Raw genomic sequence first — 14458 nt, 5'->3', positions numbered from 1 at the left:
GACGATGGCCGAAGTCCGCGAGGCGCTGCGCCTTGCCGCCGGGCGCCTTGCCGCCACCAGCGACACCGCGCGGCTGGACGCCGAAGTGCTGATGGCGAACGCGTTGGGCATTACCCGCTCGGACTTGCTGCTGCGGCACATGTTCGATGCCGAACCCACAGCGTTTGCCGCGCTGGTCGAGCGGCGGCTGGCGCATGAACCGGTCGCCTACATCACCGGCTCTCAGGAGTTCTACGGACTCGACTTGCGGGTCAGCCCCGCCGTCCTGATCCCGCGCGGGGACAGCGAGACGCTGATCGAGGCGGCGCGCGCGGCCTTTCCCGGCGCCGGACCCGCGCGCGTGCTCGACCTTGGCACGGGGTCGGGCGCCTTGTTGCTGGCGGCGCTGACGCTGTGGCCTGCAGCGCAAGGGGTTGGCATCGATCGGTCGGCTGAGGCGCTGGCGGTTGCAAGGGGCAATGCCGCCAAGCTGGGCCTTGGCGAACGGGCGGAACTCAGGCAGGTCGACTGGACCCTGCCCGACTGGGACGCGGCGCTCGGCCGGTTCGATCTGATTCTGGCCAACCCTCCTTATATCGAAAGCGACTGCGCGTTGGCCCCCTCGGTTGCGGCGCACGAACCGCATGGGGCGCTGTTTGCCGGGCCAGACGGGCTTGACGATTACCGCCGCCTGATCCCGCACTTGCCCGGCCTGCTGACCCGGCAAGGCGTCGCAGTGGTGGAGATCGGCTGGACCCAGGCAGAGGCGGTCGGTGCGCTGGCGCAAACCGCAAGATTGGTCAGTCACTTGCACCGGGATCTCGGCAATCGACCGCGCGCGCTAGAATTGCGGTGGTTGTAGCAATATTTCGCTTGGCAATGCCCCGACGGTTCCCTAATTAGCTTTGCAGGCAGGGCGACGGATGAACTATTCCCGTCCCGGCCCGCTCCACCATTTGCACCAGATATCCGGCTTATCCGGGTTGGTGGCAGGCAGATGCGGGGATCCACCGCCGGGCTTTCGGCATGGCAGGTGGCGATTGGTTGCGCGCGGCAGCAGGGTTGCACCGAAAGGATCGGACCAGCCGCCCCAAGTAAGGACGTGCCTGAGTTGAACAACAACAATCGTGGTAACAACAACCGCCGTCGCGGCCGTGGTCCCAACCGCCCGCAGAACGGTGGCCAGCAGGTCAACCGCATCGACAGTCGCGCCCGGGGCAATGCTCCGCAATTGCTTGAGAAGTATCGCAAGCTGGCACAGGACGCCCATCTCAACGGCGACCGCGTGCAAGCCGAGTACTATCTGCAGTTCGCCGATCACTATTTCCGCGTGATTGCCGACACCCGCGTCCGGCAGGAAGAGCAGCGTCAGCGCCACACCAACGGCGGCGCCCCCGGCGTGGCCGGTGATCGCTGGCAGGAAGGCGAAGGCGAAGACGACGGCTTCGAATTCGGCATCGACAGCGACTTCCCCAGCTTCGACCGCCCGCAAGTGGTGCGTCGCGAGGACCGTGAGCCACGCGAAGAGCGTGCGCGTGAGGAGCGGCCCCGCGAGGAACGCCAGCCCCGCGAGGAACGGCAACCCCGCGAGGAACGGCAACAACGCGAACCGCGTGACGAACGGCCCAGAGAGGATCGTCAACCTCGGGATGATCGCCAGCCGCGCGAACCGCGCGACAACCGCGAACGTGCGCCCCGCGAGGAGCGCCAGCGCGAAAACCGTGAACCGCGCGAACCGCGCCAGCCCCAGTTCGAGCCTGCCGCAGAAGTGCTGCCCGGCGAAGGCGTAAGGGCTGCCGAGGGCGAACCGATCATCGACGCGAACGACAATCCGTTCATCCGCGACGCCCGCCCGACACGCGGCTTGCGTCCGCGCGGCGAACGGCGCCAGCGGCGAGACGATCCGGCTCCGGTTGCCGGGGGTCTCGATCCGTCAAGCCTGCCGCCGCCGATCGGGGTGCGGCCCGAACCCGTCGCCACACCCGCGCCCGCACCTGCGCCTGAAGCGGCGCACGAGCCCGCGCCCGTCGTGGCCCATGTCGCGCCGGAGCCGGTCGTTGCAGTCGAAGGCGAACTGGCACCAGCACCACGCAAGCGCGGTCGTCCCCGCAAGAATCCATTGCCCGAAGTGGCTCCTGCCAGCGGTGAGTGAGCCCGTTTCGGGCGGAGCGCATGATGGCAAAGCCCACAGACGAAAGCTCTGACCTACAGGTGTCGGCGCCAAAACTGACCCGCGCGCAAAAGTGGCGGGTCGTGCGCAAGATGGCGCGCGGCTATGCCGTCGGCATTGGCAGGGTACTGGGTGTTGCGGGCATCGGCGGAGTGGCCGCGACCGGCTTCCAGCCGCTGATGCTATGGCCGCTGACGCTGGCAGCGTTCGCTTGGCTGATCGACAGGATCGAGCGCGCGCCATCCACACGGCGCGCGACACTGATCGCCTGGCTGTTCGGCGTCGGCCACTTCACCATCGGCAATACCTGGATCGCCACGGCCTTCACCTATCAGGCACAGATGCCTGCATGGCTGGGCTATGTGGCGGTTGTGCTGCTGGCACTTTATCTCGCGATCTACCCGGCGTTGGCCACATTTGCCGCGCGGGCCGTGGCCAAGCGGACCGGCGCGGCGCTGCTGCCGACCTTTGCGGCGTTCTGGATCGTGGCCGAATGGCTGCGTGGCTGGGTCTTTACCGGCTTTCCGTGGAACCCGCTGGGGGTTGTCGCGCTGGGTCCGTTCGACCGGCCAGGCCTTGCCCAGGTCGCCGCCTTCACTGGTACTTACGCGCTATCAGGCGTTGTCATACTACTGGCCGGGCAATGGCTGTTCGGCTGGCGTCGCCTGATCAACTTGCGCAAGACCGAGCGCTCGCCGCGCACGCTCGTGCCCGCGCTGGTCCACGCGGCCGTCCCGGTCGCCCTGCTGCTGCTGCCCTTGCACGGTGACACCTCACCCGGAATGCTGCCCTTCACGCTGGTCCAGCCTGACCTGCGGCAAGACGAGATCAACGATCCGGCGCGGTTCGAGGCGCAATTCCGCAATTTGGCCGCGCTTTCGCTGCCGCGCCGTCCGGGCCAGCGCCGCGTGGTTCTGTGGCCCGAAGGCGCGGTGCCCGACTTCCTGCGCAGCGGCTATCCACGCTATTGGTACGAAAGCACCACACTTGGCGCAGACCCGGTGCTTGCCCGCACCCGGCTGGGCTGGACGGTCGGCCAGAACAGTCTGCTGCTGACCGGCACCACCGACTTGGAACTGCGCCACACCGGACCGCAGGCCGACCCGAACAATGCCACGGTGGCTGGCGCGTGGAACGTGGTAACGGTGCTCGACCACACCGGCGCCATCCGCGGCAGCTATGCCAAGGCGCATCTGGTGCCATATGGCGAATACCTGCCGCTGCGCGACTGGCTGGAGCCGCTGGGCCTTTCGCGGCTGGTTTCCGGCAACCTCGATTTCCTGTCCGGGCCGGGGCCGCGCACGCTGGACTTCGGCGATCCCGCGCATGGCGGCTGGGGCCGGATCGGCATGCAGATCTGCTATGAGATCGTGTTCTCAGGGCACGTGATTGACCGTGCGCACCGACCCGACTTCCTGTTCAATCCGTCCAACGACGGCTGGTTCGGCCCCTCGGGCCCCCCACAGCATCTGGCGCAGGCGCGGTTGCGTGCGATCGAGGAGGGCGTGCCCATTCTGCGGTCAACCACCACCGGCATCAGCGCGGTGATCGACGCTAGTGGCGGGGTGCGCGCTTTCGCGGCGCCGCATCGCGCGCAGCGCATCGATGCGCTGGTGCCACCCGTACACGCCACGACCTTGTTCGCCCGGTTTGGTAATCAAGTTCCGCTTGGCTGGGCCGTGGCACTTCTTGCCATTGCCTTGGTTGCCACGCGCCGCCGCCTCGGCTAGGAGGGCCGGACATAAAGAATGCTTTATATCAGCATTCGGCGCGAGGTTCCCCAGCGATGCGTAGCGATTACCTGTTCACGTCTGAGAGTGTTTCCGAGGGACATCCTGACAAAGTCGCCGATCAGATCAGCGATGCCATCGTCGATCTGTTTCTGGCCAAAGACCCCGAAGCGCGCGTCGCCTGTGAGACTCTGACCACCACGCAGCTGGTGGTGCTGGCCGGTGAAATCCGCGGGCAGGGCATCTACGAGAATGATGCATGGGCACCCGGCGTGCCCGAGGAGATCGAGCGCGTGGTGCGCGAAACGGTGCGCCGCATCGGATACGAACAGGACGGTTTCCACTGGCAGACCTTCCGCTTTGAAAACAATCTGCATGGGCAATCGGCGCACATCGCGCAGGGCGTCGATGCCGCTGACAACAAGGATGAAGGCGCCGGCGATCAGGGCATCATGTTCGGCTATGCGACCGACGAGACCCCCGATCTGATGCCTGCGACGCTTTATTACAGCCACAAGATCCTTGAACGCATGGCCGCCGACCGCCACTCGGGCGCGGCCCCGTTCCTTGAGCCCGACGCCAAGAGCCAGGTCACGCTGCGCTATGAGGGATCGCTCCCCGTCGCCGCGACCGCCGTGGTCGTCTCGACCCAGCATGCGCCGGGCTATGACGAAGGCGAGAAGGAGACCGCGCTCCACGATTACGTGAAGCGCATCGTTGCCGAAGTGATCCCGCCCGTCCTGCTGCGCGAGACGAAATACTACATCAATCCCACCGGCAGTTTCGTGATCGGCGGCCCCGATGGCGATGCGGGCCTGACCGGGCGCAAGATCATCGTCGATACTTATGGCGGCGCGGCCCCGCATGGCGGCGGTGCGTTTTCGGGCAAGGATCCGACCAAGGTCGATCGCTCGGCCGCCTACATCACCCGCTACCTTGCCAAGAATGTGGTCGCTGCAGGGCTGGCCACGCGCTGCACGATCCAGATCGCCTATGCGATCGGCGTCTCGGAACCGCTCTCGCTTTATGTCGATACGCATGAGACCGGAACCGCGGGCGACGACCGGATCGAACAGGCAATTCTGGATATCCCGCGCCTCGGCGGCCTGACCCCGCGCGCAATCCGCACGCATCTCGGGCTCAACAAGCCGATCTACCAGCCGACCGCCGCCTATGGCCACTTCGGGCGCAAGCCGAATGGCGACTTCTTCCCGTGGGAACGGCTCGATCTCGTCGATGACCTGAAGGCCGCCCTCGCCGCGCGATGATGAACAGCCGGAGGAGCCACATCGCGGCTCCTCCGATCATCGCGCCTTGTCATTTCAGTGCTTGTTCGGCCCCATGTAGCCGAACAGGAAGCCGGCGACCTTGCGCATCTGGATTTCCTCGGCGCCTTCGGTGATGCGATAGCGGCGGTGATGGCGATAGATGTGCTCGAACGGCTTGTGCCGTGAATAGCCGATGCCGCCATGCACCTGCATCGCCCGGTCGGCGGCCTCGCAGACCAGCCGGTTCGCCCAGTAGTTGCACATGCTGACCTTGTCCGACAGCTCGCGCTCGATCTGCTTGTGCTCCATCCGGTCCATTTCCCAGGCGGTCTTGCGGATCAGCAGGCGCAGCATCTCGCACTGCGTCGCCAGTTCCACCAGCGGGAACTGAATGGCCTGATTGCGCGCCAATTCCTGCCCGAACGGCTTGCGTTCACGCGCATAGCGCACCGATTCGGCCACGCAGAAGCTCGCCGCCCCCAGCGACGATGCCGCTTGCCGGATGCGGTTCTGGTGGACGAAGCTCTGCGCGATGGCGAGCCCCCCGCCGATCGGGCCGAGGATCGCGCTGTCGGGCACCCAGACATTGGTGAACGATACGCGCGGATGATCGGTCGGCATGTTGAAGGTCCACAGGTACTCCTCGATCACCATGCCCTCGGCCGGGTTGGGGACGAGGAAACAGGTGATGCCGCGCGCATCGCCATCATCGCCGCCGGTGCGGGCGAACGTGGCGCAATGCGTGGCAACGTGCATGCCGGTGGTCCACATCTTGGCGCCATCGATCCGCCAACCCGCCACGCCATCGCGCACCTCGGGCACTGCGCGGGTTTCCATATGAGTCGCGTCCGACCCGTGATCGGGCTCGGTCAGGCCGAAGGCGACCCGGCGTTCGCGGGCAAAACCGCCGAGGATGAATTCCTGCTGCTGCTCTGCCGTGCCGAAGTGTTCGAACATCGCCACAAACGGGAAGTTTCCGACGATCGAGTGTTCGTTCTGCAAATCATTGTGCAGGCCCAACCCCTTGGCGGCGAAGTGTTCGCGGATCACCGCCATCCACAGGTTCGATCCATCCTTGCCGCCATACTGTTTTGGCGCGGAAAAGCGCCAGTGCCCAGCCTGATCGGCGCGCACGGTGGCCTGACGCAGCAGATCTTCCCACTCATGACGCGGCAGGCCGCCGTTGTCGAAGTCGGTTCGCGCCCATTCGCGGCGGTGGTCGAAGAAGCGGATGTTGTCGTCCGCCTGCTCCAGCGGCTTGATCTCCGCGTCGATGAAGGCATCGAGTTCGGCGAGGTAGGCGACAAGATCGGCGGGAAGATCGAAGTCCATCACGGTTGCTCCCAAAGCGCGCGGGCCGGTGCCAGCGCGGGATATTTCGGCATGTCGGCGGAAAGGGTGGCGAGTACGCGGGCACGCATGTCGGCCAGCAGGCCCGGACTGGCGAGCGTCGCCTGCCCCGCCAGAATGGCATCGGCCAAAGCTCGATCCGCTACCGGGGGGCGCCCGGCCAGTTCGCGCCGCACGATGCCCAGCGCGTTCTGCGCAACCGCCAGTTCCCAACGGTCGCGCCCGTCGAGCCGGGGCTTGACCGTGGCCGCCAGCCATTCGGACACGGCGGTAAGAATTTCGCCCGCGCTCGGCTCTCCATCTCCGGCGACCGGCGCAGGCTGCGTTGCGGGCAATGGCCTTGCGCGTTCGGCGGCGGGCGCATCGCCTTCCAGCAGCAACAGCAGATCGAGTTCCTGCTCGGCCGCGCGGCGGGCGACGACGACGCGTTCGAGCGAGCGGTCTGCGCCGCTGCGCCAGGCCTGCCCCATCGACAAGCAGCCCAACGCCCACCACACCGTGCGATAGACCAGCCAGAAACGGAAGCGCACCGGGTCGAACGGCTCACCGCCCGCTGCCTCATAGGCGGCGGCGAACGTTGGCACGTCGGTCAGGCCAAGCGCCTGCTTGTCAAGCCGCCCGAAGCGCCACACCGTCATGCAGCCATAGGCCAGATCCTCGTGCCCATCGCCCAGATGCGCCAGTTCCCAATCAAGTACGCCCGACAAGTGGCCATGATCGGCCATCACGTTGCCGATCCGCAGATCGCCGTGGACCACCCGCAACGGCCCGGATTCAGGCAGATTGGCGCGCAACCACGCAAGGCCCAGCGCGATGACCGGGCGATCCCCCCCGGCACCGGCAAACTGCTGCGCCAGCCGCTCAACCCCTTCGACGGCATTCAGCACCGGCAGAAAGTCGAGCGGCCCGGTATCCAGCGCATGGATGCGCGCCATGGCCCGTGCAATTTCCTCAGCCAGCGTCGGCCCGTTGGCCAGCACGACTTCGGGATCGGCAGTGCCGGGTACGCAAGCCATCACGAAACCGATGCCGAAGTCGTCCCCGGGCACCAGTTCGACCACGATTTCGGGCGCAATCACGCAGCCTGTACGGGCATGGCGAATGACCGCGGCCTCTCCCGCCATGTCGAGCCCACGGCCGGCCAGCCATTCCGCCGATGGCGCGCGCCGCAGCACGAAGTCAGCTTTGCCGCAGGTGAACAGCCACGATTCCATGTTCGCGCCACCCGACAGCCGCCGGGCGCCGGTGATCGCGCCATGATGACCAGCTCGCGCCATGACCGCCGCCAATCCGGCGGCAAACGCTGCTGCCGCGCTCGCCTCTTCCGCCTGCGCCATGCATCCTCCGTGTCCGGTCTACTGCCGGACGAGCCACGACTATCGTTAATCGATCGATTAAAGTCCAGCGGTCAATTGGCGCCGCACAGCGAATACCGGCCGTCGAGCGCGCCGAACTCTTTCGCCAAAGTCGCGCTGGCTGGCCCAAATCGGTCGGAGCGCGCCCCGCGTAAGGTCGGTCGATGGAACAAGGGAATTACAACCGATTCGCGCTACGGTACGATGCGATCTATAAAAGGGCGCTTTTTCAAGGTAACCGTTTCGGCATGGCATTGCGTTTTCGCATCAGGCGTTCTGGCTCCCAACGCGCAACCAGTCAGCGTTCGGGATTCCTTGGCTCTCGGCGGACGACACTGGCCGCCATGCTGCTGGCTGCGCCGCTGCTGCTGGCGACTACGCCGGGCGTGCAATCGCGCCAACCGCTGGTCCAGATGGACGCGCGCGACTTTGCCCTGCAGCGCCAGATCGAAGCGATCGTGGCCGAAGGACGCGGCCGAATCGGCGTCGCCGCGATGGACCTCGACACCGGCCGCCAGATCCTGATCAACGGCGACATGCCCTTTCCCATGGCCAGCACCGCCAAAGTGGCGGTGGCGGCAACCCTGCTCGAAACCATCGAGAAGGGGCGTCTGCGGTTGGACCAGACGGTGCCGATGATGGTGCCGGTCGCCGAAACCAGCGCAGCGCGCACGGCCAACGCCCGCCTGCGCGCCGGCCCGACGCTCCCGGTGCAGCAACTGCTGGAACTGATGATCACCCGCAGCGACAACCACGCCACCGACGGTCTGATCACCGCGCTTGGCGGGATCGGCCCGATCAACGCTTGGCTCGCCCGCGCAGGGATTGTTGGCCAACACCTTGATTCGACGATGGCAACGCTGGTCCGCGATGAAAATCTGGTCAATCCTGCCACGACCATCGACACGCGCACGTCAAGCACGCCGCGCGCCATGCTGGCCTTGCTGAACGCGATCGACCGGGGTGGTGTGCTCAGCCCGCAAAGCCGCGCCTTGCTGCTCGACACGATGACCCGGACCAGCACGGGCAAGAACCGCATCCGGGCCGGACTACCCGAAGGCACGATCTTCGCCCACAAGACCGGCACCCTTACCGGGGTGACCAACGATGTCGGGATCGTCCGCCTGCCCGATGGGCGGCATCTGGCGATGGCCGTGTTCATCACCGGCAACGAAGGTCACACCTATCACGCCGGGCTGATCTCGCGCATCACGCGGACGTTGTTCGATGGTTATGCCGACGCGCCGCTTGGCGCTGGCGCAGCAGTGGCTCGCCGATAGAGGCTACCGCATGTGCCAAGCGACTTGGCGGCTGCTGGCGGGGTTGTGGACAGCAAGGTGCCCAGCGCGCGTTTGGCCGCATAGCCGCGCCATTTGAACCGCGCGTTTCGCCACCGCTTGCAAGATTCCTCGGCAATCAGGCCTTTCGTGGTGAAACGCGATCCAGCCACAGGCAAGTCCGCAAAACCGACGTATCCGCACGCCGATTCCCGAGTGCTCTTTCCGCCCCCATTCTCTGCGCCAAACGCACGAAAAGGGGCACGGCCTGATGGCCATGCCCCTTTTGCCTGTATTCAAACCCGTGAGGGTCTGATTACATCTTCGGTGCTTCCGAGCTGGCGTCGGCAGCGGGTTCCGAAGCGTCAGCCGAACCGGTGTCGGTGGCTTCAACGGTAGCTTCGGTCGGCTCGGCGGCCTTTTCCGAGCAGCCTGCAAGAGCGAAGGCGGTGCCGGCGACAGCGGCGAGGATGAGCTTGCGCATGCGTTACAATCCCTGGATTGAAGTGAACCGCGCCGGGCAAGCAGCCCGCCGCAAAGCCTATTCTGGCGATAGACTTCGCAACCCAATTAATGGGCAATTCATCGCGTTGCAAGCACAACACGTAGGCAAGCAGCCGCCCTTTTCCCAAGGGACGGACAGGGAAGGCTTTTTTGCCCTTGCACCAGCACGACGAAGCGCCCCTCACATGCGGTGGACGGTGCCAATTCATGCCGCATCGCACCAAGGATCGGTGGCATCAAAGCGCCGGGGGAGAACGGCTTTCGCTTGCGGGCCCGACGCGCTAACACCCGCCGATGGACACCATAACGGCTACCGATCCGGCTCTTGAGGCCGCTGCGCATCGCCATCTCTACCTGGTCGATGGCTCGGCTTACATCTTCCGCGCCTATCACCGGCTGCCCCCGCTGACCAATCCGCGCGGCGTGCCGGTCGGAGCGGTGTTCGGATACACCACAATGTTGTGGAAACTCGCCGAAGACCTGCACCAGGCCGACGGTCCGACCCACCTTGCGGTGATTTTGGACAAGGGTTCGGTCACTTTTCGCAACGCGATGTACGATAAGTACAAGGCCAATCGCCCACCGCCGCCCGAAGATCTGGTCCCGCAGTTTCCACTGATTCGCGATGCGACGCGCGCGTTCAGTCTGGCCTGCATCGAAGAAGCCAATCTCGAAGCCGATGACCTGATCGCCTCGTACGCCCGCGCCGCCAGTGCACGCGGCTGGGATGTGACGATCGTGTCGTCGGACAAGGATCTGATGCAACTGATCGGGACTTCGGCCGGGGGCGGACGGGTCGACATGCTCGACACGATGAAGAACCAGCGGATCGACATTCCAGAGGTCGTCGAAAAGTTCGGCGTTCCACCGGAACTGGTCGGCGACGTGCTGGCGCTGATGGGCGATTCGGTCGACAACGTGCCGGGCATCCGCGGCATCGGCCCCAAGACCGCGACCAAGCTGATCCAGGACCACGGCAACCTTGAAGGCGCACTGGCGGCCGCGCCCGCGATGAAGGCCGGCAAACTGCGCGAGAGCCTGATAGAGCAGGCCGACATGGCGCGGCTGTCGCGGCGGCTGGTGGCGCTCAAGGAAGATTGCGACCTGCCGGTGCCGCTCGACGATTTCTTGCTCGGTCCGATCCCGCCCGCACCGTTGGCGGCGTTCCTGACCGAGCACGGTTTCACCAGCCTGCTGCGCAAGCTGGGAACCGCCACACCGCCACCGCCACCCGCAGTCGCGTCGGCATCCGGCGATGCCGGTCCGGCACGGTCGCCGCTGGCGCCCGCCACGCGTCAGGCCCTGCCCGAATGGCCGCCGATCGATCCCGCACAACTTGCCTGCGTCCAGACCATCGATGACCTCAACCGCTGGATCGCCCGCGCCTTTGCCGCGCGCGTGGTCGCGGTCGATACCGAAACCTCCGAGCTTGATGCGATGAAGGCCGATCTGGTCGGCGTAAGCCTGTGCGTAGGGCCGGGTGAGGCCTGCTATATCCCGCTGGGCCATCGCGGGGCCGACATGTTCGCCGAAGCGCCGCGCCAGATCCCGCTGGCCGAGGCGCTGGCCGCGCTCAAGCCGCTGCTGGAGAGCGATGCGGTGCTCAAGGTCGGGCAGAACATCAAGTACGACCTCACCGTGCTGGCGCGCGCCGGAGAGGGCCCCGCAGGCCCGGTCGGCGGCATCACCGTCAGCCCGATCGACGACACCATGGTCATGAGCTTCTGTCTTGACGCCGGGCGTGGCGAGGCCGGCATTGGCGGGCATGGCATGGACGAGCTGTCCGAACGCCACCTTGGCCACACCACCATTCCGTTCAAGGAACTGTGCGGCACCGGCAAGAAGGCGATCTCGTTCGCCGAAGTGCCGCTGGCCGACGCCACTCGCTATGCCGCCGAGGACGCCGAGGTGACCTGGCGACTGCACCGTGTGTTCCAGCCCCGCCTTGCCGACGAGGGTGGCACCCGCGTGTATCAGCGCGTCGATCGCCCGCTGGTGCCGGTGGTGGCACAAATGGAGCGCCATGGCATCCGCGTCGATCGCGAGCGTCTGGCTGGGTTGTCGGGCGAATTCGCCACGCGCATCGCCGCGCTTGAAGCGGTCATCCACGACAAGGCAGGCGGCCCCTTCACCATCGGCAGCCCCAAGCAACTGGGCGAAGTGCTGTTCGACAAGCTGGGCTACAAGGGCGGCAAGAAGGGCAAGACCGGGCAGTATTCCACCGACCAGTCGGTGCTTGAAACGCTGGCCGGGCAAGGCGCCGAAGTCGCCACGCTGGTGCTCGAATGGCGCCAGTTGTCGAAGCTGAAATCGACCTACACCGACGCGTTGCAAGCGGCGATCAACCCCGCCACCGGCCGCGTTCACACCAGCTACAGTCTGGTCGGCGCGCAAACCGGGCGGCTTTCGTCGACCGACCCCAACCTGCAGAACATTCCGATCCGCACCGATATCGGCCGCCAGATCCGCGATGCTTTCGTGGCCGATGCGGGCAAAGTACTGCTATCGGCCGACTACAGCCAGATCGAATTGCGGCTGGCAGCGCACATCGCCGATGTGCCCGCGCTGCGCGAGGCGTTTGCAGCGGGTGAGGACATCCACGCCCGTACCGCGCGCGAAATGTTCGGCGAGGTCAACCGCGACACGCGCGGCCGGGCCAAGACGATCAACTTCGCCATCCTTTATGGCATCAGCCGCTGGGGTCTGGCGGGGCGGCTGGGCACCAGCGCGGACGAGGCGCAAGCGATGATCGACCGCTATTTCGAGCGCTTCCCCGGTATCCAGCGCTACATCCACGAAACGCTCGAGAGCGTGCGCGAGAAGGGCTATTCGGAAACGCTGTTCGGCCGCAAGACGTGGTTCCCGCGCATCAATTCCAAGAATCAGGCCGAGCGGCAGGGCAGCGAACGCGCCGCGATCAACGCGCCGATTCAGGGGACTTGCGCCGACATCATCAAGCGCGCGATGGTGCGGATGGAACCGTCACTTGCCGAAGCCGGCTTGCCGCACGTGAAGATGCTGTTGCAGGTGCACGACGAACTGGTGTTCGAGCTGCCCGAAGCCGACGTGGCTGCCGCGCGCCCGATCATCGAACAGGTCATGGCCACGGCCGCCGAACCATCGGTGCGCCTCACCGTCCCGCTGGGGGTAGAGATCGGCACCGGTGCCTCATGGGGGGCGGCGCACTAAGGCGGCAGCAAGAGTTGCCACCGATTTGGCGACACCGGCGCTGCGCCGCTTCACAGTCCGTCGTTGCTCCGTAAGTTCCCGTAGCTGCGCACAAGGCTGCGCCGTCAGGGGGATGCGGAGCAATGGTCGCGCTGGTTTCGACGGTGGCCTATCTGGGGTTGGAGGCGCGCGCGGTCGAAGTGCAGTGCCAACTCGCCCCCGGGTTGCCCGCCTTCCGCGTCGTCGGCCTGCCTGACAAGGCGGTGGGTGAAAGCCGCGAACGGGTGCAGGCGGCGCTTTCGGCCATGGGGCTGGCGCTGCCGCCCAAACGCATCACGGTCAACCTGTCGCCGGCCGACTTGCCCAAGGAAGGCTCGCACTACGACCTGCCGATCGCGCTGGCACTGCTGGCAGCGATGGGGGTGGTCGATCGCGAGACGATCGCCGACTACATCGCGGTGGGCGAGCTGGCGCTGGATGGCCGCGTCATCACCAGTCCCGGCGTGCTGCTCGCCGCACTCCACGCCAGCAGTTTGGACAAAGGGCTGATCTGTCCTGCGGCTCAAGGGTCGGAGGCGCGCTGGGCCAGCGGGATCGACGTGATCGCCGCGCCCGATCTGCTCCTGCTGCTAAACCACCTGAAGGGCACGCAGCGCTTGCCGCAACCCGAGCCGGGCGAAGCGGTACCGCCCCCGCGCGGTGCTGACCTGAAGCAGGTCAAAGGGCAGGAAACCGCCAAACGCGCGCTCGAAATCGCGGCGGCCGGTGGCCACAATCTGCTGCTCATAGGCCCTCCGGGCGCGGGCAAGTCGCTGATGGCCGCCTGCCTGCCCGGCATACTGCCCGAACTGACGCCGGGCGAGGCGCTGGAGGTGTCGATGATCGCCTCGGTCGCGGGGACGCTGGAGGAAGGAAGGATCAGCCGCGCCAGACCGTTCCGCGCCCCGCATCATTCGGCATCGATGGCCGCGCTTACCGGCGGGGGTCTGAAAGTCCGCCCCGGCGAGGTGAGCCTGGCGCATCTGGGCGTGCTGTTTCTGGACGAACTGCCCGAATTCCAGCGGGTGGTGCTCGATTCGCTGCGCCAGCCGCTTGAAGCTGGTGAGGTTACCGTCGCGCGCGCCAATGCGCATGTGACGTTCCCCGCGCGGGTGCAGTTGATCGCTGCCATGAACCCTTGCCGCTGCGGCCATCTCGGTGACCCGGCACTTGGCTGCTCGCGCGCCCCGCGCTGTGCCGCCGACTACCAGTCAAAGGTCAGCGGACCCCTGCTCGACCGCATCGATCTGCATGTCGAGGTCGATCCTGTTTCGGCCGGCGATCTGGCGCTGCCACCGCCGACCGAAGGCTCGGATCAGGTGGCCGCGCGGGTACGCGCCGCCCGCACCCGCCAGACTGCGCGATTGGAGGGGAGCGGTCGGCGCTGCAATGCCGAACTCGACGGCGACCTGCTCGACCGCTTTGCCACGCCCGATGAGCCGGGGCGCAAGTTGTTGCTGCAAGCCGCGGACGCCATGCGGCTGTCGGCGCGCAGCTATACCCGGATGCTGCGGGTGGCGCGCACCATCGCCGACATGGCCGGTGCCGACACGATCGGCCGCATCCACGTGGCCGAGGCGCTGAGTTATCGCCGGGTCGCGCCCAGAGCCTGAGCTCA

10 protein-coding genes are annotated in these 14458 nt (G+C 66.3%); 7 read left to right on the top strand and 3 right to left on the bottom strand.

Translation table 11 applies throughout. From position 1 onward, the window contains the following. Positions 1–4 precede the first annotated feature (4 nt). From prmC to metK, 4 genes are all read left to right on the top strand, one after another. A complete protein-coding gene (gene prmC, locus LDN95_RS10655) occupies positions 5–841 on the top strand; it encodes a peptide chain release factor N(5)-glutamine methyltransferase (RefSeq protein WP_226017659.1) in 837 nt (278 codons plus the stop codon). 240 nt (positions 842–1081) lie between these two features. Beyond that, entirely contained in the window at positions 1082–2131 is a 1050-nt protein-coding gene (locus LDN95_RS10650) for a DUF4167 domain-containing protein (protein WP_370631680.1), read from the top strand. 59 nt (positions 2132–2190) lie between these two features. Beyond that, positions 2191–3879 (top strand): apolipoprotein N-acyltransferase, encoded by a 1689-nt coding sequence (gene lnt, locus LDN95_RS10645; RefSeq protein ID WP_226017657.1) that lies wholly within the window; start codon positions 2191–2193, stop codon positions 3877–3879. A gap of 56 nt (positions 3880–3935) precedes the next feature. After that, entirely contained in the window at positions 3936–5147 is a 1212-nt protein-coding gene (gene metK / locus LDN95_RS10640) for a methionine adenosyltransferase (protein ID WP_226017656.1), read from the top strand. A gap of 54 nt (positions 5148–5201) precedes the next feature. On the opposite strand, the gene LDN95_RS10635 is transcribed toward metK, so the two are convergent. Together LDN95_RS10635 and LDN95_RS10630 are read right to left on the bottom strand one after the other, a co-directional pair. Then, on the bottom strand, positions 5202–6479 hold the full coding sequence (locus LDN95_RS10635; protein ID WP_226017655.1) for an acyl-CoA dehydrogenase family protein: 1278 nt from the start codon (positions 6477–6479) through the stop codon (positions 5202–5204). Beyond that, positions 6479–7834, bottom strand: a complete 1356-nt coding sequence (locus LDN95_RS10630; RefSeq protein WP_226017654.1) for a phosphotransferase family protein — start codon at positions 7832–7834, stop codon at positions 6479–6481. Before LDN95_RS10630 ends, LDN95_RS10635 begins: the two co-directional genes overlap by 1 nt. 362 nt (positions 7835–8196) lie before the next feature. On the opposite strand from LDN95_RS10630, the gene bla reads away from it, so the two are divergent. Further along, on the top strand, positions 8197–9132 hold the full coding sequence (gene bla / locus LDN95_RS10625) for a class A beta-lactamase (protein WP_226017653.1): 936 nt from the start codon (positions 8197–8199) through the stop codon (positions 9130–9132). A 313-nt stretch (positions 9133–9445) separates the two neighbouring features. Here the strand turns inward: bla and LDN95_RS10620 are convergent, their stop codons facing one another. Then, a complete protein-coding gene (locus LDN95_RS10620; RefSeq protein WP_226017652.1) occupies positions 9446–9613 on the bottom strand; it encodes a hypothetical protein in 168 nt (55 codons plus the stop codon). Between the two features lie 314 nt (positions 9614–9927). Between LDN95_RS10620 and polA the strand changes: the two genes are divergently transcribed. After that, positions 9928–12822: a DNA polymerase I gene (polA, locus tag LDN95_RS10615; RefSeq protein ID WP_226017651.1), complete on the top strand. Its 2895-nt coding sequence runs from the start codon at positions 9928–9930 to the stop codon at positions 12820–12822. A 122-nt stretch (positions 12823–12944) separates the two neighbouring features. Further along, on the top strand, positions 12945–14453 hold the full coding sequence (locus tag LDN95_RS10610; RefSeq protein ID WP_226017650.1) for a YifB family Mg chelatase-like AAA ATPase: 1509 nt from the start codon (positions 12945–12947) through the stop codon (positions 14451–14453). The last annotated feature ends 5 nt before the right edge of the window (positions 14454–14458 follow it).

Origin of the sequence: Novosphingobium sp. FKTRR1, assembly GCF_020404405.1 — a bacterium.
GTDB lineage: Bacteria > Pseudomonadota > Alphaproteobacteria > Sphingomonadales > Sphingomonadaceae > Novosphingobium.
This window is presented reverse-complemented; position numbering and strand designations above follow the sequence as displayed.

Coding starts and splice junctions, on each gene's coding strand:
- prmC (WP_226017659.1), top strand. CDS start 5: ATGGCCGAAGTCCGCGAGGCGCTGCGCCTTGCCGCCGGGCGCCTTGCC.
- metK (WP_226017656.1), top strand. CDS start 3,936: ATGCGTAGCGATTACCTGTTCACGTCTGAGAGTGTTTCCGAGGGACAT.
- LDN95_RS10635 (WP_226017655.1), bottom strand. CDS start 6,479: ATGGACTTCGATCTTCCCGCCGATCTTGTCGCCTACCTCGCCGAACTC.
- LDN95_RS10630 (WP_226017654.1), bottom strand. CDS start 7,834: ATGGCGCAGGCGGAAGAGGCGAGCGCGGCAGCAGCGTTTGCCGCCGGA.
- bla (WP_226017653.1), top strand. CDS start 8,197: ATGCTGCTGGCTGCGCCGCTGCTGCTGGCGACTACGCCGGGCGTGCAA.
- LDN95_RS10620 (WP_226017652.1), bottom strand. CDS start 9,613: ATGCGCAAGCTCATCCTCGCCGCTGTCGCCGGCACCGCCTTCGCTCTT.
- polA (WP_226017651.1), top strand. CDS start 9,928: ATGGACACCATAACGGCTACCGATCCGGCTCTTGAGGCCGCTGCGCAT.
- LDN95_RS10610 (WP_226017650.1), top strand. CDS start 12,945: ATGGTCGCGCTGGTTTCGACGGTGGCCTATCTGGGGTTGGAGGCGCGC.